Raw genomic sequence first — 21,050 nt, forward strand, 5'->3', positions numbered from 1 at the left:
AACCCACCTCGCCTAACGTCATGCATGCGGACCGTTCGGGTGTAACGGGCCGATGCGGTTGATTAAATGGTCGACCGTCGTGCCTATACATGGGTGCGGTGGCAAGCAGCAAGACGTCGGCAGGAGTTCATTGTGCGATGCATGGCATCACAGTAGGACTGCTCGATGTCAAATTCCCAGCGTAAATCACGTGCGCGCCTGTTCACGCCGAATCGCGCTATGACAAGAGGGAGGGAAATCCGCGGATTCCATGTCGCAGACGAAGCGGCACGGGCTCGGCTGGAGGCGGTTGGCGCGGATTTCCTGGATGGTTTTCAGTTCGCGCTGGAGGATCGCGACACCGGGGGCGCGGGTCACACGTGCCGACCAGATTCAGTAGAGGAGCGACCGTGATGCAACCCGCAGTCCGGCAGGCGATCTCGACCATGCAGGAAAGATATTTCGAACCACTCACACTGAACGATATCGCGACCGAGGTGTTCGTCAGCCCGTTCCATTTCTCGCGAATCTTCGCGAAGGAGGTCGGGGTCAGCCCGGGTCGCTACCTGACGGCGGTGCGCATGTTCGAGGTCAAGCGACTGCTGCTGACCAGCTCGTTGACGGTGTCGGAAATCGTGTGCAGCGTGGGCTACAGCAGCGTCGGCACCTTCACCAGCCGATTCACCAGAGCGGTCGGACGAACCCCGTCGCAGTACCGGGACGCCGAGGTGCGCGATCTGCTGATGGCGATCGCTCCGCACTATCGGCGGTTGCCGGCCCCGGACGCCATGCATCGGGCGGTCCAGCGGCGCGGCTGCACCGCGCGGGGCGGCAACTCGATCACGACCAGCATCGAGATGCCACCCGGGACGAAGCCGGGAAACGTGCTGGTGGCAGCGTTCGCCGAGCGGGTTCCGCAGTGCGGTCCGGTCGCATTCGCCGGGGTGGCGTCGCCACAGTCGTCCAAGATTGAACTGCCGGACGTCCCGGCGGGTACATGGAACGTGGTGGCTGCCGCGGAATGTGGCTCCGACGATTCCGCGACGCCCTCGATCCTGTGGGGAACTGCGCGCCGGCCGATCACGGTCGGCCTCGGTGGGGCTGCCTCGGCGCACGTCCGTATGCAGTCTCCGCGGTCGACCGACATCCCCATCGCGTTCACACTCGCCTCCTGCCGGTCGTCGTCATCAAACCGCCACGCCATGGGCGACTCGAGAGATCTGCACTTGGTCGCCTAGTACTCCAGCAGGAGATCCGTTTCAGGGTTCTGTGAGGGCTTGCCGGGCGTAATGGCTGGTCTTGGCCGCGTCTTGGTGTCGGCGTCGGAAGATTGACCAGGCGATGACGTCGGTGATGCGTCGGGCGGGTTCGAGGATCAGGGCGTGAAACAGGCGGCGGAGTTCGTTGACGATGATGTCGATCAGGCCGTCCGGGCTGGTGGTGGAGGCGGTGGCTGCGGCGGCGAGGAATGCGTGCGCGGCGAGGACCAGGGTGGTCCAGCGGTGCCAGGCTTTCCAGCGGCGGTGCTGGTGCTGGTCCAGGCCGAGGCCGGTCTTGGTGGCTTGGGTTGGGTGGGCCGCGCAGCGAGGTGCCCTGGTGGGGTCCTTTTCCGCGCGGCCTCCCGCCGAAGCGGACGTGCGAGTTTCCCCGCATCCGGCTCTCCAGTGACTATGCCGTGAGTGTGGTGGGTTGCCTCGCGTGGATGTGGTCGTGGCAGGTGTCGCAGACGACAAGGGCTTTGCGTTTGCGGCGGGCCATGACGGCTGCCCATGCGGGTTGGGCGGGTCCGGGCGGGCCGAGCTCGGCGAGGTTGCGGACGTGGTGCGTGTTCATGTGTCCGGTCTGCTCGCAGAGTTCGCAGCGCCGTTTGAGTAGGCGGGTGATCAGCTCTTTTGGAGGGTGATGCAGCCCGTCCGGTCGGCGGTCGTCGATGACCGCTGTTTTCTGCCGTTGCAGGGGGAAGCCGCCGAACCTGGCGACCAGTGGCTTCCTGTCTTCGCGGTGCAGGGTCGCCTCGAAGCAGACCCGTGGCCCGTTCGGCGTGATGATTTTGGCCTGGTGTTTGCGGGCCATTTTCGTCGGCGTCGAGTGGTGCTTGGAGGCCAGGGTTCGTAGCAGCGAGGACAGCATGACCCATCGCAGCCGGTGAAGTCGCCGGATGTTGCTGGCGAGTAGGTAGTACTGGACGATGCCTCGATATTCGGCCCCGTAGGTCGCGACGATGGTGTAGTCGTCGCGGTTCATGATGGGGGTGCGGCGCGCGGGTTGGCCGCGCTTGAGATATCGGGCGCATTTGGCTTGCACCACCGACCGTGGCACCCGCAGAGCGATCTGACCGTTGACGTTGCGTTTGCCTCGGGTCAGCTTGCGGTCGTTGTGCTGGACGGTGATGTCGTAGCCGAGGAATCTCGCCGCGCCGGTGCGGGCGTGGGTGATCAGCGTCTTGGCGTGGTTCAGTTCCAGCTTGAGGTCGTCACGCAGGAACTGGGTCAGCCGCTGTTTGATCTCCTCGGCTTCGGCCTTGGGTCCGGCGAACCCGAGCAGGTGGTCGTCGGCATAGCGGATATAGCGCAGCCGGCGGTAGCTCGGGTCGTTCGGGTCTGAGCTGGGCAGGGCCAGCATTGCTTTGCGTAGCGCCCTGGCTTGGACGCGGTCGCCGCGTCTGCGTGCCTTGGCCAGTTCGTTGGCCACCTGAAGGTAGGCCGGGTTGCGGGCCCGTCGTTCCCCTCGGTTGTAGTGCGGCATCAGAACTGTCTCGACGTAGCGGTCCAGCCGGTGCAGATAGATGTTGGACAAGATCGGGGAAGCGACCCCGCCCTGCGGTGCACCGCTGAGCGTGGCGTTCCAGGTCCAGTCCTCCAGGTATCCGGCTTGCAGCATGTTACGCAGCAGCCGCAGGAACCGGTTGTCGTGGATTTGCTCCGCCAGCGTGTCGAGCATGACCTGATTGTCGAGCGACCCGAAGCAGTCGGAGATGTCACCCTCGACGAACCATGCCGTCCCCGGCCAGGTGTTCGCCACCTCCCGCAACGCGGTATGGCAGCCCCGGCCGGGGCGGAATCCGTGGGAACGGTCGGAGAATGACGGCTCGTAGTACGACCCCAACAGCAGCCTAACTACCTCGCCCACGAGTTTGTCCGACCAGGTCGGCAGGCCGAGTGGGCGTAGTTTGCCGTTCTTCTTCGGGATGTATACCCGTCTGGCTGGGCTGAATCGGTAACGCTCGTGGCGTATCGCTTCGATGATGCGACCGATCTTGTTTAGCGACATGCCGTCCACGGTCTCCTGCGTGACCCCCGGAGTCATCGCGCCCTGGTTGGCGTAAATGCGTCCGTAGGCCAGCAGATACAACTGCGGATTGAACAACTGTCGATACAGTTCTGTCAGCGGCAGACCCTTCCTGCCGCGCTCACGGAGGACACCCAGTACCGTTTCGGCGTTCTACATTTCGCATACCTCCCGACCTTTGGTATCCGATCACCTGGTCCCCTTCGCCTATGTGGACGGCTTTCCCGTCCTCCCCGGCAGGGCGTGACTCCTGCGACTACTACGGGACCTGCGTCGCCATAGGACTCGCGTCCCGTAGGCGATCCCACGTTCGTCCTTGTCGCACGTCCGAGCGTGACGTAGGCGGCCCACTCATCTCCTTGAATACCCTCGCTGGGCATCGCTTCGTGTTCCGGAAGTTGCCGCGGTTATGCTTCATCACCGCCGCAGAACACGGCACCGGTTTCAGACGTCTTTCCGGTGGATGGGAAGTTGCATCGACTGGAGATTAGGCTTCAGGCAATCCAGCTTTCGCCATATCACGCGGGTCTCCCAGCGCACCGCCCCTGACGTCTGGGCCCAGCCGCTGGTTTCCTGGCATGCTCTTGTCCCCGCCCACCTTTCGGCTGCGGGTAAGCCATTCAGACCCAGAAACCTCCTTCCGAATTCCTCCCAACTGCGTTGGGGATGCGACAAGGCGCCTCGTGGCGCACAAAGATTCCTCGATGCTCCAGCGGCGGCCGGCAACCGTGACGAGGTGGTGCAGAGCAACGGGTTCGGGGCTCCAGCAGCGGTAGAAGGCCAACTCGCCGGTGGTGCGGTTGCGGCGGATCAGCAGCCAGTGGTGACCGGCGTGCTGGTCGGCGGCCAGGGGCAGTGTGATGAACGCCCAGTCGTAGTAGCGGTGCCCCTTTGCTCCTGCGCCGGCGGAAATCCGTTGCCATGCGTGTTTCGGCAGGTCGGCGGCAATCCGGTCGGCGCGCAGGACACCGAGGCCGGTAGGGACTCGGTGCGAGTAGGCGACGGCAAGGACGGAGCCGAGTCGCAGGCCGCGTAACGCTGCGGCCAGGTGGGGGTCGCCGCCGTAGGCTTCGTCGCCGGCGACCCACCGGCAGGGCAGCCCGCCGGTCACCGCCGTCTCGATCAATCGACGTGCCAGCTGCGGTTTCGTGGCGAAGGTGACGGTGTCGGGCACGCCCGCCTCAGCGCGTTGTGCGGTGTCGCCGGTCCAGGATTTCGGCAGGTATAGGTCGACATCGACCAGGGTGTGCCCGAGCGGAGAGGCGTAGGACAGGTGCACGGCGAGCTGGCAGTTCTCGATCTTCCCGGCGGTGCCGGAGTACTGCCGCTGGTGCGCCGCGAGGCGCTCTGTTGTATCCCCAGCTCAGCTGGGAGGAACTGGAGGGAGGTTCCTGGGTCTAATGGCTTACCCGTAGCTGAAAGGTGATCGGGGACAAGAGCATGCCAGGAAACCGGCGGTCATGGTCAGGCGTTGACGTGACGCGTCGTGGGACCCGTGCGATATGGCGAAGGCTGGATTGCTTGAAACCCAATCTCCAGACGATGAAAAGTACCATCCGCCGGAAATGACGCCTGGAACCGGTGCCGCGTCCTGCCTCGGCTTTGCAGCGTGGTCGGGGCATCCTCCGGACGCAGGGCGATGCCCAGCGAGGGCATTGAAGGAGATGAGTGGGTCGCCTACGTCGTGCTGACGTGCAACAGAGACGAACGCGGGATCGCCTACGGGGTGCGAGCCCTATGGCGACGGAGCGCTCGTAGTAGTCGCCGGGGTCACGTCCGGCCGAGGAGGACGGGAAAGCCGTCCGCAGGGCGAAGGAGCGCAGGTGATCGGACACCACAGGTATCGGGAGGTATGCGAAATGCAGAGCGCCGAGACGGTGCTGGGTGTCCTGCGTGAGCGCGGCAGGCGTGGCCTGCCGCTGGATGAGTTGTATCGACAGTTGTTCAACCCGCAGCTGTATCTGCTGGCCTACGGGCGCATCTACGCCAACCGCGGCGCGATGACACCGGGTGCCAGCGCGGAAACCGTGGACGGCATGTCGTTGATGAAGATCGGTCGCATCATCGATGCGTTGCGCCATGAGCGCTACCGGTTTAGCCCGGTCAAGCGGACCTGGATCCCGAAGAAGAACGGGACGCGACGGCCGCTGGGCTTGCCTACCTGGTCGGACAAGCTCGTCGGCGAGGTGATGCGTCTGCTGTTGGAGGCGTACTACGAGCCGGAGTTCTCCGCCCGGTCCCACGGGTTCCGTCCCGCTCGGGGCTGCCACACCGCGTTACGCGAGGTGGCGACGACCTGGACGGCGACGGCCTGGTTCATCGAGGGTGACATCTCCGACTGCTTCGGCACGCTGGACCACCAGGTCATGCTGTCGACGCTGGCGGAGCGCATCCACGACAACCGGTTTCTGCGGTTACTGCGTAACATGCTCACAGCCGGATACCTGGAGGACTGGATCTGGAACGCCACGCTCAGCGGCGCGCCGCAGGGCGGGGTGATCTCACCGATCCTGTCGAACATCTATCTGCATCGGTTGGACACGTTTGTTGAGAACGTACTCATCCCCGAGTACACCCGAGGCGAACGCCGGGCCAAGAACCGCGCGTACTGCCGGGTGCAAGACGCGGCCGCACGGGCTCGTGTTCGTGGTGACCGCACCACGGCAAGGAAGCTGCGCCAGCAGCTGCACCGCCTACCCAGCCGAGACCCGAACGATCCCGGCTACCGGCGGTTGCGCTACGTGCGTTACGCCGATGACACCCTGCTCGGGTTTGTCGGACCACGAGCCGAGGCCGAGGAGATCAGACAGCGCCTCGCTCAGTTCCTTCGTGACGATCTCAAGCTGGAACTGTCCGAGGACAAGACGCTGATCACGCACGCCCGCACCAGCGCGGCGAGGTTCCTTGGCTACGAGATCACCGTCCAGCACGGCGACCACATGCACCATCGTGGGAACCGGACGGTCAACGGCACGATCGCGTTACGCGTGCCCAAAACGGTGATCACGGCCAAATGCGCCCGGTACCTACAACGCGGCAAACCCGCGCATCGGACCCGACTGGTCAACCACGATGACCACACCATCATCGCGACCTACGGGGCCGAGTACCGAGGCATCGTCCAGTACTACCTGCCCGCCGGCGACGTCTGGCGACTGAGCCGGCTTCGCTGGATCATGGAAACCTCCATGCTCAAGACCCTGGCACTCAAGCACCGCTCGGCGGTGTCGAGAATGGCCCGCAAGCACCGGACCACCATCGACACCCCGCACGGCAAACGGCGGTGTTTCGAAGCCCGGGTCGAGCGCGCAGGCAGGCCAGCACTGGTCGCCCGGTTCGGCGGCATACCACTCAGGCGGCAGAAGACAGCGGTCGTCCTCGACCGCCGCCCCGTCCCAATCGCCGCCCGCAAAGAGCTGATCAACCGGCTCCTCGCCGGGCGGTGCGAGGTCTGCGACGGCACGGTGGACATCCAAGTTCACCACGTCCGCAAACTCGCCGACCTCGATCGGGACAAGCAGTCACGCAAGAACACCTGGACGAAGATCATGGTCAAGCGACGACGCAAGACGCTCATCGTCTGCGCTGACTGCCACACCCAGATCCACTCCGGCAACGCCGCAATCACGCAGTAGTCACTGGAGAGCCGGATGCCCGGAAACGGGCCTGTCCGGTTCGGGAGGAGGGCGCCGGAAAAGGACCTGCCCAGGCAGGCACCTCACCAGCGCCCCACCTCACGACACCGACCGTCTTGGTTCCCTTCTTGAGGTCTCCAGTCTCGTCGATCAACAGGATCCCCTCGGGGCGCCCGAGCCGGGCCGCGACGAAATCACGGACGTCGGCGCGCACCAGAGCGTCGTCCCAGCTGGCCCGGCCGATGAGATCCTGCATCCCGCCCGGCCCGGCATCGCCGGCGTGTTCCGCGATCGTCCAGCAGTTCTTCACCGGCAGCGGCGCGAGCAACCCAGCCACGAAGTCCCGGACCCGGCGCCGTGGTTCGGGCCGGGTGAAGCGTGCCTCGATCGTGTCCATCAACTCGCCGAACATCTCAGACCATCGCTGAGCATCTACTCTGTAAGCGGCAGTCACCGCCGCGTCTTCAGTAGTCCACACAACCGCTGAGACTCGACGGTGGCTGCTTGCCGTCCACGGACAAAACCACACCGTCCCCGCAGCTCAGAACGGATCTCCTGCTGGAGTACTAGTGTCGTGAGTCGTTGATGTGCGCGGTAGCGCTTGATGAAGTCGAGGGTCCGGTCGGCGGCCTCGGTCCAGGCGTAGGGCCGGGGGTTGTCGTTCCAGATCCCGATCCAGTCACGGATGTCGCTGTTCAGTGCGCGGACGCTGCGGTGGGTGCCGCGTTGTGAAGCCTTCATATTCGCAGGCCTTTGATGCCGGCTCGGCGCATCAGCATTTCGACCGTGTTGCCCGACGATGATGCCGTGGCCGAGGCGCAGCTCGGCGTGGCGCCGCGCCGTAGGTGCCACGCGAAGCCGTGTGGACCGCGCGGATCCTTTCGGTCAGCAGGCGTGGCGCAGGGAGCGAGCCGACGGTGGCCGGTTGCGCCAGGCGTAGTAGCCGGACACCGAAACGTCGAGCACGCGGCAGCACAGGGAGAAGATCAGAAGCTCCACCAGACGGGGGGGAACTCAGAGGTTTGGTCACGCCACTTCATGACCGTGTTCACGCGTCGAACCCCAACCGGCCGCGACCACGCCAGCAACTGCCCCCGTTCTTGGTCAGTGAGCCCTTCTCACCCTGCGGAGGCCGGGTTTCGGCGTGGTGGTGTGGAGCAAGGATGGGGCAGCGCAGTTTGCTCAGGAATGTCCAGGTCTTGAGAATGCATCGGCGCGTTCGCCGATGGCGCGGATGCGGGCGTGGGCTCGGTCGACCTGTGCGTGAAAGTGTTTCCCGTCGGATGTGACAGTTCGGCCGAGGTCGCTCGGCGGGCGCCGGTTCCACGAAGTCAGGTCGGGATCCTCGTTGTCGGGCCGATCGGGTGGCGAGCGCGCGGAGCCGGTCGAGGCCGTCGACGCGGAAGCCAGCCCAGTCGGGCTGCATCAAGCCGGGGGCCGGCGACCAGCTCCCCGGCCACGACCTCGCCCGCGGTGGGATCCTCTTGCGCTGGGGCACGCCGAAACGGCCGGTGGCCTCTGCCACCGGTCCGTTTCTGTGGCGCTGACCTCTCACCGTCAGGCGTAGAAGGGGCTGTTCTGGTAACTCGCGAGCCGCCAGACGCCGCCGACGTCGGGCACCGCGATCCAAGAGGCCCGGATCTGCGCCTTCGGCGCGACCTTGTTCTCGCCGGCCTGCATGACGCCACCGCTGGTGATCATGACGGCGAGCGAATCGCCGAAGAATTCCATCGACAGCGGCATGCCGGTGACCTGTGTGCCTCGGTACTGCTTGGTGAACGCCTCCCTCATGAAGGCGACGATCTCGGCGCGGCCCTTGCAGAACACGCCGGGCAGGATCATCGAGCCGTTCTCGGTGAAGAGCTCACCGAATGCGTCGGCGTCGTTGGCCGCCCAGGACGAGACGAGCTTCGGGGCAAGCGAGGAGACGCCGATCGTGGCGGCAGTGGGGGCGGTCATGGCGATTACCTCCGTCAGAAGTACATCGTGTTGGGGTGGAGCCCGCAGAGGACCCGGCCGTACAGCTCCGCGTTGGTGTCGGGATGCATGAGCGCGTGCTGGTTGATGGCGCTGATGTCGCGGGTGATGCGCCCGATCGGCACGTGCGTGTAGATCGACGAACCGCCGCTGGCGTTGCCGAGGAGGTCACCGACCTGCTTGGCCAGGCGCACGACGGCGCCCATCTCGGCACGTGCGCGAACACGGGTCTCCATCTTCCATTCTTCGCCGCTCGCGGCGGTGGTGTCCACGAGCTCGGCGAGGGTGCAGGCGTGGAACTCGGCCTCCTCGACGAACATGGCGGCGTCAGCCACCTGCAGGTGCGTAAGCGGGGCGTCCGCCTGGCTCTCATAGCCGGTGTAGGTGATCTTGCGGCCGCCGAGGCGGCTCAGGAAGGTGCTGAGCGCGGCGCGCGCGAGGCCCAGCGTGGCGCCCACCGACGACGCCGACGCCACGGGCAGCAGCGGCGCGTTGTAGATGGCCGACGCCGCGTTGACCTGCGACGAGCAGGGACCCTCCAGCACGGCGGGTAGCGGGAGTACCCGCTCGGCCGGGATGAACAGGTCCTGCGCCACGGTGGTGACGCTGCCGGAGCCACGAAGGCCCGCCGTGTGCCAGTCGTCGACGATCTTCAGTTGAGTCATCGGCACCATCGCGATGACGGGCATCGGCGGAGCGTCGGGGCTGACGAGGATCGCGATGATCTCCTGCCAGTGTGCGTGGTGGGCGCCGCTTATGAAGCTCCACTTGCCGTTGACGACGATGCCGCCGTCGACCGGCGCGGCCATGCCGCCCGGGCTCAGCGTGCCGCAGATGCGCACGTTCGGTGTGGAGAAGATCTCGTCCTGCGCGGCCTCGGGGAACTGTGCGGCCATCCACGTGGGGATGGTGTAGACCGAGGAGATCCACGCGGTGGACCCGTCGGCCGTAGCGATCTCGGCGGCGACGTCGACGAGTGTGCGGGTGGAGGCTTCGTAGCCGCCGTATCGTTTCGGGATGCGCAGCTTGAACACGCCCGCATCGGTGAGCGCCTCGATCGACTCGTCGTGGACGCGACGATTCTCGTCCGCCCACTCGGCATTTTTGGCCAGTGCCGGCAGGATGTCGCGTACTCGGTCGATGACCAGTTCGCGTGCCGGCTTCTCGGTTGATGGCACCATTTACTCCTAAGGCGAATGGCAATGCCGGCTTTTCGGCGGATCTCAATGGTGTCATAAGGAGAGCCTGCCGTGGTCTTCTCGATTGCGCGGAATAATCGGGTGCGGGGCCGTGCCGCCCGTACGCGATGCAGAACGAGTGAAGCCGCCGGCGGGCGGCCACGGCGCCCCGTCAGGGTCCCGCCCGCCCGGTGACCTTTTCCGAATATGCACTCAGGTCGTGAGCCGGACGGGCAGGGCACGGTGGCCGTTCATGATGAAGGTCGGAAGCGGCTGCAACTCCTCCGGCTCGACCGCCAACGCCATCTCCGGGAACGTCGCGAACAGCGTGGAAAGGCCGATCTGGGCGACGGCATAGGCAACGCCGGCGCCGAGGCAGTAGTGCGCGCCGTAGCCGAACGAGAGGTGGCGCTTGTCCTCCCGCGCCACGTCGAAGACGTCGGCGGTGTCGCCGTGCAGGGCCGGGTCGCGGCCGATGGCGGCGTAGTTGACGAGGATCGGGTCGCCTTGTGGGATGGTCACGCCCTCGAGCTCGATGTCGGTCACGGCGTAGCGCAGGGGCAGGTTCGCGAGCGGGGACTCGACGCGCAGGGTTTCATCGATCACGGCGTCCCAGGAGACGTCGCCCGCCAGCACCGAACGCAGCTGGTCGGGGTGCGCGAGCAGCGACGAGATGGCGTTGTCGAAGAAGTTGATGGTGGTCTCGGAGCCGGCGCCGAGGATTGCGAAGATCGAGTCGGCCAGCTCGTCCTCGGAGAGGTGAGAGCCGTCCTCGTCGCGGGCGGCGATGAGGTCGGAGGTGATGTCCTCGCCCGGGGTGGCGCGCTTCTCGGCGATCAGCTTGACCATGGCGCCGCGCCAGCCGGCGAGGGTCTCCTGCGCCTGCTGCGGGGTGACGGTGGTGTCGACCATCATGTCGATCACCTTGGCGGTGGCGCGGCGCTGCTCCTCACCCATGCCGATGAGGTCGGCGACGAGCATGGCGGGCAGCGGGTAGCAGAACGTCTCCCGCAGGTCGACGGTCTCGCCTGCCGGAATCCTGCCGAGCTCGCCAATCAGCATGTCGGTGAGGGACTGGATGTGCGGCTTGATCGCCTCGAGGCGCTTGCGGGTGAACGCGCTGCCGACCAAGCGCCGCAACCTGACGCGGTCGGCTCCGAACGCGGTGACCATGTTGTCCATCGCCACCCAGCTGATCATCTCCCAGTCGGGGCGGATGCGGCCCTCGTAGAAATCGGGCCAGTGGTTGCGGGCGCTCTTGGTCACACGCGAGTCGGCGAGGATGGCCTTGATCACGTCGTGGCTGTTCACTGACCATGCAACGACCCCGCCGGGGAGCTGCACCTGCACGGCCGCGCCCTGCTTGCGCAGGCTGGCAGCCTCGGTGTGGATGTCGCTGCCACTCGTGTCGAGGGCGATAGGGCAGCGCCCAGAGTTGCCAGGTTTCATGGTCCACAGCTCCTTCGTGTCGGCTCGGCGCGCTTCGCCGGTTGTCGTGACGCTCCTCCGGACGGCGATCCCGCGCGTCCTCCCGGTTGCTGGTCAGGACCCGGACAGCAGCGAAGGAGAAGTCGGGTTCGGGCGGGCCGCACCGATGCCACCAGTCCAGGAGGGTCCCCGCGCTGGGCCCAAGTTCGGGGCAGAGCCCATGCGCACTGCGGAGGACGCTTCGAACATCCCCGGGGCGGGACTATCGAGGAGCCGCGGCACGCAGTAGCGGCCGGCGGCGAGGCGATCGTCAGCCGCGGCGTATACCCGTCGAGATGCAGGCCCTCGGTGCACACTGCCGGGACCACCACCTGACGCTGTCCGTGCTCGGCGGCGGGTACGGCTGGGCCGGCCGGACGCTGTGTCCGTGCGGCCTGGTCATCGACATGTCACGTACACGACAGGTCACCGTCCGAGCCGGCTCGGACGGCGACGCTCGCCGACCCGGACGGTGATGCTCGCTGGGCGCCACCAGGCGAATTCCGCCTTCCACATATGACAGGAGCAGATCAATGGTGCGAACCAAGCAGCGGCTCGGCCTGCGTGCGGTGGGTGTCTACGGGCTTCTGGTCGTCCTGCCGGTGCTGATCAGCGTCGTTCTGCTTACCCGCGAGGGCGGCGCAGGGGGCGGGGCGACGAAGGCGGCCGCAGCCGGGCATCCCCTTGCGCAGCTGCTGCTGGCCATCGCGGTCGTCATCGCCGCGTGCCGGCTGGCGGGCTGGCTGATGCGGCGGATCGGCCAGCCCGCGGTGGTCGGCGAGATCATCGCGGGCGTCGTGCTCGGCCCGTCGCTGCTCGGAGCGGTCTGGCCGGCGGGCGCCGCGGCGCTGCTGCCGGACGCGATCCTGCCGCAGCTCAACGTTCTCGCCCAGGTGGGCGTCGTCCTGTTCGTCTTCCTGACCGGGCTCGAGCTGAACACCCGGCTGATCCGCGGCCGGGGGCACCTGGCCGTAGTGGTCAGCCACGTCAGCATCGCGGTGCCCTTCGTGCTCGGCGTGCTGCTCGCCATCGTCGCGTACGCCAAGTTCGCGCCCGAGGGAGTCGGGCCACTGGCCTTCGCGCTGTTCATCGGGGTGTCGATGAGCATCACGGCGCTGCCGGTGCTCGCCCGGATCCTCAAGGACACCGGGATGTTCCACAGCCGGGTCGGTGTCGTCGTGCTGACCTGCGCGGTGATCGACGACGTGACCGCGTGGTCGCTGCTGGCGCTGGTGGTGGCGGTCGTCACGGCGTCGTCTCTCGTCGGCGTGCTCCTGACGCTCGGGTCGGCGGTGGCCTTCGCCGCCCTGCTGCTCTATGCGATCCGCCCACTGATGACCTTGTACTTCGCCAGGACCCCCGACCCGACGTTGCGCCGCCTCGCTCCGCTGGCGCTCGTCGGGGTGCTGCTGTGCGCCATGGCCACCGAGTGGATCGGCGTGCACGCGATGTTCGGTGCCTTCATGTTCGGCCTGGTCTTCCCGCGCGGCAACGTGGTCGAGAGGTGGCTGCACCAGAACGCCAGTGGCCTCACCACCGTACTGATGCTGCCCCTGTTCTTCGCCTACAGCGGCCTCCGGACGAACCTCACGCTGCTCGCCGACGCGTCGCAGTGGCTGTGGTGTGCGGTGATCCTCGTGGTGGCAGTCGTCGGCAAGCTGGTCAGCGCTGCGGTCGCTGCCCGCAGCGTCGGCGAGAGCCTCCCCCGGGCGCTGCAGATCGGCGTACTGATGAATTGCCGGGGCCTCACGGAGCTGATCGTGCTGAACGTGGGTCTCGATCTCGGGGTGCTGTCGCCGACCATATTCACCATGCTGGTGCTCATGGCCCTGATCTCCACGGCCATGACCGCACCCCTCGCGGTCGTCCTCGACAAGCGCGCAAGCCGGCACAAGGCTGCGCTCGCGTCCGTGCAGCAGCAGCCCGCGGTGGCCATGTCCCGGGCCACGCCTGCCGGTGCAGAGGAGCACGACGCGGTGACTGACCGCTGACCTGCGGCTCCCTGCGGCCCGAACCACGGTCAGGCCACCCGGGCAGGGTCTGTGCCCGGCGGCCGCCGCCGGCCGGGTGACCACGATGTCCTGCCGGGGAATGCTCGTGCAGGTCGAGGGCCGCACCGGCGACGACGTCGCGTACTGGCTGGCCATGCCCATCCTCGCCGGCGGGACCGGATCTTCTACGCCTGGTGTGCCGACTCCGGCGTCCCCGACTCGAGTGTCTCGCCACCGGGATCCGGTCCTGGTGGCCCGGCGTCCAGACATTTATCGAGACAAATCTCACGAACGCCGTGAGTGAGGGCTGCAACCGGGTCGGCAAGCCTGACGCCAAGCATGCCTACGGCTGCCGCAACTCCGGCGACGGTCGACTGTGGACATGGTGCGCAAACACCAGACGAGTCCGTGGATGCCGCACCACGACCGACTTGATTGACCCGGCAATCGAGAGGAAGCACGACCGGGTGGCGGATGGCATTCTCGGTGATTGACGGCCATCCCTGTCCCCCCATCTGTGGCAGCTTCTGGAGGTCTGTGACGATGTCGCCAACGCGAGCATCTGAAGACATGACCATCGACCATGTCGAGTTCTACGTCGAGTCCATCGAGAACAACATCGAGTGGCTTGTGAACGGTTACGGCTGCTCGGTCCGCTCGACGTCCGCGGCCGGGCCGGGCGATGTCCGGTCGGTCGTGGTCGGCCAGGGTGACATCGATCTGGTGCTGACCGAGCCGGTCGAGCCCGACCACCCGGTCGCCGCGTACGTCAGGCGACACGGCGACGGGATCGCCAACATCGGCCTGCGGGTGCCGGATGCGGCCGAGGCGTTCGCATGGGCGGTTCGCCGTGGCGCCCGCCCCGTCGCACCGCCGCTCGAGCGGAACGGCGTGGTGACCGCGTCGATCATCGGATTCGGCGACGTCGCGCACACGTTCGTCCAACGTCCGGCCGGCTCGGTCCCGTTCGACGAGCCCGTTCACGCGGGCACCGGGTTGCTGAAGGTGGACCATTTCGCGGTGGTCGTGGAGCCGGGCCAGATCGACGACACCGTCGAGTTCTACCGGCAGGTGCTCGACTTCGAGCTCACGCTGGCCGAACGGATCGCGACCGGAGACCAAGCCATGTTCATCAAGGTCGTGCAGAGCCGTTCGAGGGCGGTCACTCTGACCCTGATCGAGTCGGACGCCTCGACGGAGCCGAGCCACGTCGACGCGTTCCTGAAGGACCACGGCGGGGCGGGCGTGCAACACATGGCCCTGTCCTGCGCGGACATCCGCTCATCGGTGCGGCAGATCATGGACAACGGCATCGAGTTGCTGTCCTCCCCGGACGCCTACTACGCGCTGCTGGCCGAGCGGATGCAGCCCGCCCGGCACAGCGTCGCATCGCTTCGCGAGCTGAACATCCTGTTCGATGAGGATCACGACGGGCAGCTGTACCAGATCTTCGCGAAGTCGGTGCACCCGAGGAACACGATCTTCCTAGAGCTCATCGAACGGGCGGGCGCCACCACCTTCGGCAGCTCGAACATCAAGTCGTTGTACGAAGCGGTCGAAGGCCAGCGCTACCGGGACACCAACTGAGCAGCGTAGTGAGCTGACGGGAGGAATCACGAGGATGCTCCACAACCAAGACTTCGACGTCGTCGTCATCGGCGGCGGCCCCGGTGGTTCGGCCACCGCCGGTCTGCTGGCTCAGCAGGGCCACAATGTGCTCGTGCTGGAAAAGGAGAAGTTCCCTCGCTATCACATCGGGGAGTCGCTCATCACCGGGTCGATGCCCACGATCGAGGCACTCGGCCTGCGCGACAGGCTCGACAAGATGGGCTATGTCCGCAAGTACGGCGGCACCCTGATGTGGGGGCGCAACCAAGGCGCGTGGGACTTCCGGTTCACCGAGGCCTCAGAGTACGAGTACACGTTCCAGGTCCGCCGGGCCGACTTCGACTCGGTGCTCATGGCGCGGGCGCGTGAGCTCGGCGCGCTGGTCATCGAGGAGGCCGCCGTCCAGGACGTGCTCTTCGAGGGTGAGCGTGCCGTCGGCGTGCGGTTCCAGCGCAAGGGTGACGCCGAGGTGACGACCGTCAACTCGAAGCTGGTCGTCGACGCCTCGGGCCAGCAGCACCTGCTCGCGCGCAAGCTCGACCTGATCGAATACCACCAGGACCTGCGCAACATCGCGGTCTGGGCCTATTTCCAGAACTGCAACCGGTACAGCGGCACGCGCTGGGGCGACACGCTCACCGAGAACCGCCCGAAGGGCTGGTTCTGGTTCATCCCGCTCTCGGACTCGACGGTGAGCATCGGGTACGTCACGCCCATCGACGAGTACAAGAAGACCGGCCGGTCGCTGGAGGAACTGCACGCTAGCGAGCTGGCCGCGGCGGACGAGATCACCTCGCTGGTCGGACCCGCCACCCGGGTCAGTGGGTATCGCACGATCAAGGACTGGTCCTACACCTGCAAGAAGTTCTACGGCCCGGGCTGGGCGCTGGTCGGCGACGCCGCGGCGTTCATCGACCCGCTGCTCTCCACCGGCGTCGGCCTGACCCTGCGCGGCGCCCTCGGCCTGTCCGAGACCGCTCATCTCGCGCTGAGTGACCCGGACCAGGAGGTGGCGCTCTACGAGCGCTACGAGACCAACTACCGTGAGTTCCTCGGCTCGCTGCTGGAGTTCATCCGGTTCTTCTACGACCGCACCAAGTCCAAGGAGGACTACTGGGATGCGGCGCAGCAGGCCATCGACTTGCGGCGCTTGCGGCCGCGCAAGATCGACTTTGCTCGGATGCTGTCCGGGGTGTCCGGCATGCGCGACATCTTCGACGGGCCACTTGCACTCAAGGCGTTCAGGGACAGCGATACACAGGATCTGCTCGACACTCGCGCGGGCTAGACAACGGGAGTTCGGACATGGAATCATTCGTCATCTCCGAGCGGTTCGCCGAGCAGGTCGCGCGCACGCCGGAGGAGGTCGCGGTGACCGCAGGCGCGGTCGGCCTGACCTACCAGGAGCTGGACGCGCGGGCCAACCAGCTCGCGCACCGGCTCATCGGGCTCGGTGTCCGTCAGGACGACCGGGTGGCGGTACTGCTCGAGCGGTCGATCGACCTGGTGGTGGCGATCCTCGCGACCGTCAAGGCGGGCGGCGTCTACGTCCCGGTGCACGACGACTACCCGGCCGACCGCCGGCAGTGGGTCGTGGACCACGCCGAGGTCACGGTGCTCCTCGCCGACACGGCCAAGCTCGCGGGCGGTCTGCCGACCGGTGTGCCCGTCGTGGTCGTCGACGACGACCCGGCCACCGCCGAGCAGCCCGTCACCGATCCGGCTGTGCCGATCCACCCCGACCAGCTGGCGTACGTGATCCACACGTCCGGCTCCACCGGGCACCCCAAGGGTGTCGCGGTGACCCAGCGGGACGTCGTACGGCTGATCTTCAACACCGAGTGGACGGTGGCGCGGCACGCGCGGGTGCTGATGGTGGCGCCGTACGCGTTCAACGTGTCCACCTACGAGATCTGGATGCCGCTGCTCCACGGCGGCCGGCTCGTCGTCGCGCCGCCGGGGTACCTCGGAGCCGGCGCGCTGCGCGACCTGATCCGGAGCGAGGGGATCACCGGAATCCACCTGACAGCGGGGCTGTTCCGGGTGCTCGCGGAGGAGTCGCCGGAGACGTTCACTGGTTTGTCCGAGATTCTCACCGGCGGGGACGTGATCGCCCCCAACGCGGTGCGCAGGGTGCTCGACGCTTGTCCGGACATCGTGGTCCGGGCGATGTACGGCGTCACGGAGTGTTCCCTGTTCTCCGCGCACAACCCGCTGACCGCCTCCTTCGTGCCCGGCATGCTGGTGCCGATCGGGAACGCGTTCGACGACGCGACCATCCACATCCTCGACGACCGGCTCACCGCCGTCCCGAACGGGATCGAAGGGGAGATCTACATCGCCGGCCGGGGTGTGTCTCGTGGCTACCTCGGCCGTCCGGACCTGACCGCGGAGGTGTTCGTCGCGGACCCGTTCGGTGCGCCGGGTACTCGCATGTACCGCACCGGTGATCTGGCTCGTCGCAACGACGACGGCCTGATCGAGTTGGTCGGCCGGGCGAGCAGCCAGGTGAAGATCCTCGGCTTCCGGGTCGAGCTGGCCGAGGTGGAGGCCGCGATGGCTTCCTTCCCCGGGCTCGCACAGGTCGTCGTCGTGGTGCGCGAGCTCGAGTCGGGGGAGAAACGGTTGGTCGGCTACGTCGTGCCGGAGTCGGGCGACGTCGATCTGGGGGCGCTACGCGCGCACGTCCGGGAATCGCTGCCGGACTACATGATCCCAGCGGCGTTCGTCCAGCTGGCCTCCCTCCCGCTGACCGCGAACGGGAAGCTGGACCGCAAGGCGATGCCGGAGCCCGACTTCGAGGCCGCGGCGGCTTACCGGGCGCCGGAGACGCCGCTGCAGGAGTCGCTGTGCGCGATCTTCGCGTCGGTACTCGCGGTGCCCACGGTCGGTATCGACGACAGCTTCTTCGACCTCGGTGGTCAGTCGCTGGAGGCGATGCGGCTGCTCAGCCGGATCCGGGCCGAGATCGGTCCCGATCTGCTGATCAACGTGCTTTTTGACATCCCGACCGTGGCCGGGTTGGCCAACCATATCGACGACGTCGCGACCGCGGCGGCCTGAGCCGGAGGAAGGGACCGATGGCAAATCCGTTCGAAGAGCCGGACGCCCAGTATACCGTCCTGCGCAACGAGGAGAACCAGCACTCGCTGTGGCCGGCGTTCGCGCCGGCGCCCGACGGTTGGACCGTCGTGCACGGGCCGGGCCACCGCGAGGAGTGCATGACCTACATCCGGGAGAACTGGGTGGAACTGCGCCCGCGTTCGGTGACCGAGTTCGTCACGGCCCAGGCCGGGACATGATTCGACCGATACTGCTCGGCAACCGGCAAGGAGAGCACGGATGAACGAAGCGGCACGATGGGAACTGCTGTTCAAGCGCGATGATCTCGCGGTCAGTGAGGTGCGCGAGGTCGCGGCGGCGGAGCTCCGGCCGGGTGAGATCGAGCTCGCGGTCGAGCGGCTGGCGCTGACCATGAACAACGTGACCTACGCGCGGTGGGGCGCCGTCCCGCCGATGAACTTCTGGAGCGCGTTCCCCGCGGCGGATCCGCTTCTGGGCCGGCTTCCGGTGTGGGGCTTCGTCCGGGTCGCGCGGTCGAGCCATCCCGATTACTCGGCCGGCGACCGGTTCTTCGGTTACCTGCCGTCGTCGAGCCACCATGTGGTGCGCCCGGCGCCGGCCCCCCAAGGGTTCCTGGACGCCACGCCGGGCCGGTACTTCGCCCACCCCTGGTATCAGACGTTCCAGCCGGCGGGTGCGGTCGACCACCGCGACGACCGCCGGGCCCTGTTGCGGCCCATCTTCCCCGCGTCGTTCCACGTCGCCGATTTCGTTGTCGGCCGGGCCGGCGGCGACGGGCTCACCGTGCTCATCACCTCCGCGTCGAGCAAGGTGGGCATCGGGATCGCGCATCGGCTGCGCAGCAACGCGAACGTGCGCACCATTGGGCTCACCGCCGGAAACCACGCCGAGCTCCTCATCGGCCTCAAGCTGTTCGACGAGGTGGCCACCTATGACGAGCTGCCGGCGGTGCCCGCCGGTCCGGTCCTGTGCGTCGACCTCACCGGTGATGCCCAGGTGCTGGCCGCCGTTCACGGCACCTTCGGGTCCGGTCTGATGCACACCACACTGCTGGGCTGGACCCACGGCGTGCCGACGGATGAGCCGGCGGCGGTCGACCCTCCGCAGCTCACCGCCCCCACGCAGGAACTGTTCTTCACCCCCGCGGTCGAGAGCGCGACGATCGCCGCGGAGGGTGCGGACGCGTTCTTCGCCCGCTATCACGCGGCGGAGGACGAATTCATCGAGTTCACCGAGTCCTGGCTGACCGTCACCGCCGGCATCGGTCCCGAGGCGGTCGCGGCTGTGTTCCAGAGCCTGGCCGAGGGCACGCACGCGGCGGACGAGGTCACGATACTCACTCCCTGATCCGACGCCTCCACCGACAGTTCTGCCGAGGTCCGTGCTGGACCTCGGCAGAACTGTCGGTGGAGGCTGTCTTCGCTTCAGCCCCTCAGCAGCAGCGGGACCTCCGCGTAACCGTTGAAGATGAACGTCGGCGCGGGCTTCAACTCGGCGGCCGGAACGGCCAGCTTGAGGTCGGGAAATCGCTCGAACAGTGCCGGCAGCGCGACCATCGCCTCCATGGTGGCCAGCGCCGGGCCGAGGCAGCGATGCCGGCCGTGACCGAAGCTGAGGTTGCTCTTGTCCGCACGGGTGATGTCGAACTCCGCGGCCGTGTCCCCGTACTTCTCGGGATCCCTGCCGGCCGCCAGATAGTTGATGAGTACGAGGTCGCCCTTCGCGATGGTGACACCCCCGATCTCGATGTCCTCGATCGCGCAGCGGAACGGCATCGATCCGACGGCACCGTCCTTCCTGATCTCCTCGTCCCACGCCGCTTCCCAGCCGACGGCGCCGGAGCGGACCATGGCCAGTTGTTCGGGGTGCGTGAGCAGGTCGACGACCGTGTAGCACAGGACGTTGGCCGTGGTCTCCGTGCCGCCACCGATGAGCAAGTGCAGCGAGCCGATGACCTCGTCGTCGGTGAGGGGCGCCTGGTCGTCCTCTGTCGCCTTGATGATGATGGTGGTGAGGTCGTCGCCGGGTTCCCGGCGCTTGGTCTCTACCAGCCGGCCGATCGCGGACTGCCACTGATGGAGGTTGGCCTCGGACTCCTCGGCGGTGTTCGTCGTCTTGGCGTTCACGACGGCGCCGTGCAGCATGGCCTCCTGATCCGCCTCCGGGATGCCCAGCAGGTCACAGACGAGGATGGTCGACAGCGGGTAGAAGAACCTGGCCTTGATGTCCACCACCTCGTCGGCAGGAATCGCCGCCAGGTCGTCGAGGAGACCGCGCACGATGCCCTCGATGACCGGCCGGGACTTCGCCACCTGGCGGCCGGTGAACGCCTGCGCGACCAGCTTGCGCAGGCGTTCGTGTTCCTTGCCGTCCCTGGTCTGCATGTTGTCCATGGCAACCCAGGTGTAGAGCTCCCAGTCCTGCGGCACCTTGCCCTCGCGGAACTCGGGCCAGTTGTCCTTGGTGTTCTTCGCGATCCGTGGATCGACGAGCAGCTGCTTCGCGATCTCGTAACCGGTCACGGACCAGGCGGTGTATCCGCCGTGCAGTTCCACACGGGTGACCGGGCCTCGGGCGCGCAGGTTCTCCGCCTCCCCGTGCAGGTCACTGCCGCTCCGGTCCAGTACGTATGGGCACTCGGCCATGTTCTGCTCCACACTGTCGGCGACGTTGAGAGCGGTACTGAGGTGATCTCAGCACCGCAAAAGGGCTGATTGGTGCGACGAAACGCCGAACGCGTGGGACCCGCACGGGCACCCCCGCGTTGAACTGCTTCTACCAGGCATGGCTGGTCCTGGTCTGGTACCTTGAGGGCGACGACCGCATGCTGCTGGTTGCCGGGT

Annotated in this window: 17 protein-coding genes and 3 pseudogenes; 11 read left to right on the forward strand and 9 right to left on the reverse strand. The window is 66.9% G+C overall.

The window, feature by feature from the left end; genetic code table 11:
• The first annotated feature begins 165 nt into the window (after window positions 1–165).
• Together H4W31_RS44865 and H4W31_RS26570 are read left to right on the forward strand one after the other, a co-directional pair.
• The gene (locus tag H4W31_RS44865; RefSeq protein WP_192769140.1) at window positions 166–393 is read left to right on the forward strand and encodes a DUF1702 family protein; all 228 of its coding nucleotides are present in this window, start codon (window positions 166–168) and stop codon (window positions 391–393) included.
• Entirely contained in the window at window positions 393–1,217 is an 825-nt protein-coding gene (locus H4W31_RS26570; protein WP_192772404.1) for a helix-turn-helix transcriptional regulator, read from the forward strand. Before H4W31_RS44865 ends, H4W31_RS26570 begins: the two co-directional genes overlap by 1 nt.
• Window positions 1,218–1,238: 21 nt before the next feature.
• Here the strand turns inward: H4W31_RS26570 and H4W31_RS45035 are convergent.
• The 3 genes and pseudogenes from H4W31_RS45035 to H4W31_RS26580 all read right to left on the reverse strand — a co-directional run.
• A pseudogene (locus tag H4W31_RS45035) lies at window positions 1,239–1,544 on the reverse strand (IS701 family transposase); the annotation flags it as partial.
• A 103-nt stretch (window positions 1,545–1,647) separates the two neighbouring features.
• Window positions 1,648–3,345 carry a reverse transcriptase/maturase family protein gene (locus H4W31_RS26575; RefSeq protein WP_225945693.1) on the reverse strand — a complete coding sequence of 566 codons (1,698 nt, stop codon included), beginning with the start codon at window positions 3,343–3,345 and terminating at the stop codon, window positions 1,648–1,650.
• 601 nt (window positions 3,346–3,946) lie between these two features.
• A pseudogene (locus tag H4W31_RS26580) lies at window positions 3,947–4,597 on the reverse strand (IS701 family transposase); the annotation flags it as partial.
• A gap of 529 nt (window positions 4,598–5,126) precedes the next feature.
• Between H4W31_RS26580 and H4W31_RS26585 the strand changes: the two are divergent.
• Window positions 5,127–6,902 (forward strand): reverse transcriptase/maturase family protein, encoded by a 1,776-nt coding sequence (locus tag H4W31_RS26585; protein ID WP_192769141.1) that lies wholly within the window; start codon window positions 5,127–5,129, stop codon window positions 6,900–6,902.
• Between the two features lie 85 nt (window positions 6,903–6,987).
• Here H4W31_RS26585 and H4W31_RS26590 read toward each other — a convergent pair.
• The 5 genes and pseudogenes from H4W31_RS26590 to H4W31_RS26610 all read right to left on the reverse strand — a co-directional run.
• Window positions 6,988–7,299 (reverse strand): annotated as a pseudogene (locus tag H4W31_RS26590) (transposase); the annotation flags it as partial.
• Window positions 7,300–7,352: 53 nt separating this feature from the next.
• Window positions 7,353–7,754, reverse strand: coding sequence for a hypothetical protein (locus H4W31_RS44870; RefSeq protein ID WP_192769142.1), 402 nt, complete (start codon window positions 7,752–7,754; stop codon window positions 7,353–7,355).
• A gap of 705 nt (window positions 7,755–8,459) precedes the next feature.
• Window positions 8,460–8,861 carry an SgcJ/EcaC family oxidoreductase gene (locus H4W31_RS26600; RefSeq protein ID WP_192769143.1) on the reverse strand — a complete coding sequence of 134 codons (402 nt, stop codon included), beginning with the start codon at window positions 8,859–8,861 and terminating at the stop codon, window positions 8,460–8,462.
• Between the two features lie 14 nt (window positions 8,862–8,875).
• Complete coding sequence (locus H4W31_RS26605; RefSeq protein WP_192769144.1) at window positions 8,876–10,060, reverse strand: acyl-CoA dehydrogenase family protein; 1,185 nt, start codon at window positions 10,058–10,060, stop codon at window positions 8,876–8,878.
• Window positions 10,061–10,270: 210 nt separating this feature from the next.
• Entirely contained in the window at window positions 10,271–11,506 is a 1,236-nt protein-coding gene (locus H4W31_RS26610; protein WP_192769145.1) for a cytochrome P450 family protein, read from the reverse strand.
• Between the two features lie 314 nt (window positions 11,507–11,820).
• On the opposite strand from H4W31_RS26610, the gene H4W31_RS26615 reads away from it, so the two are divergent.
• The 8 genes from H4W31_RS26615 (at window position 11,821) to H4W31_RS26650 (ending at window position 19,554) form a co-directional block, all read left to right on the forward strand.
• Window positions 11,821–12,000: a hypothetical protein gene (locus H4W31_RS26615; RefSeq protein WP_192769146.1), complete on the forward strand. Its 180-nt coding sequence runs from the start codon at window positions 11,821–11,823 to the stop codon at window positions 11,998–12,000.
• 57 nt (window positions 12,001–12,057) lie between these two features.
• Complete coding sequence (locus tag H4W31_RS26620; RefSeq protein ID WP_192769147.1) at window positions 12,058–13,515, forward strand: cation:proton antiporter domain-containing protein; 1,458 nt, start codon at window positions 12,058–12,060, stop codon at window positions 13,513–13,515.
• Between the two features lie 194 nt (window positions 13,516–13,709).
• A complete protein-coding gene (locus H4W31_RS44875; protein ID WP_192769148.1) occupies window positions 13,710–14,009 on the forward strand; it encodes a transposase in 300 nt (99 codons plus the stop codon).
• A complete protein-coding gene (gene hppD / locus H4W31_RS26630) occupies window positions 13,990–15,102 on the forward strand; it encodes a 4-hydroxyphenylpyruvate dioxygenase (RefSeq protein ID WP_225945695.1) in 1,113 nt (370 codons plus the stop codon). Before H4W31_RS44875 ends, hppD begins: the two co-directional genes overlap by 20 nt.
• A 34-nt stretch (window positions 15,103–15,136) precedes the next feature.
• Window positions 15,137–16,411: an NAD(P)/FAD-dependent oxidoreductase gene (locus H4W31_RS26635; protein ID WP_192769149.1), complete on the forward strand. Its 1,275-nt coding sequence runs from the start codon at window positions 15,137–15,139 to the stop codon at window positions 16,409–16,411.
• A gap of 17 nt (window positions 16,412–16,428) precedes the next feature.
• Window positions 16,429–18,186 (forward strand): non-ribosomal peptide synthetase, encoded by a 1,758-nt coding sequence (locus H4W31_RS26640; protein WP_192769150.1) that lies wholly within the window; start codon window positions 16,429–16,431, stop codon window positions 18,184–18,186.
• Between the two features lie 17 nt (window positions 18,187–18,203).
• Window positions 18,204–18,425: an MbtH family protein gene (locus tag H4W31_RS26645; RefSeq protein ID WP_192769151.1), complete on the forward strand. Its 222-nt coding sequence runs from the start codon at window positions 18,204–18,206 to the stop codon at window positions 18,423–18,425.
• A 40-nt stretch (window positions 18,426–18,465) separates the two neighbouring features.
• Window positions 18,466–19,554: a DUF2855 family protein gene (locus H4W31_RS26650; protein WP_192769152.1), complete on the forward strand. Its 1,089-nt coding sequence runs from the start codon at window positions 18,466–18,468 to the stop codon at window positions 19,552–19,554.
• A 77-nt stretch (window positions 19,555–19,631) separates the two neighbouring features.
• Here the strand turns inward: H4W31_RS26650 and H4W31_RS26655 are convergent, their stop codons facing one another.
• Window positions 19,632–20,852, reverse strand: coding sequence for a cytochrome P450 family protein (locus H4W31_RS26655; protein WP_192769153.1), 1,221 nt, complete (start codon window positions 20,850–20,852; stop codon window positions 19,632–19,634).
• Window positions 20,853–21,050: the final 198 nt, after the last annotated feature.

It is taken from the genome of Plantactinospora soyae (genome assembly GCF_014874095.1).
GTDB lineage: Bacteria > Actinomycetota > Actinomycetes > Mycobacteriales > Micromonosporaceae > Plantactinospora > Plantactinospora soyae.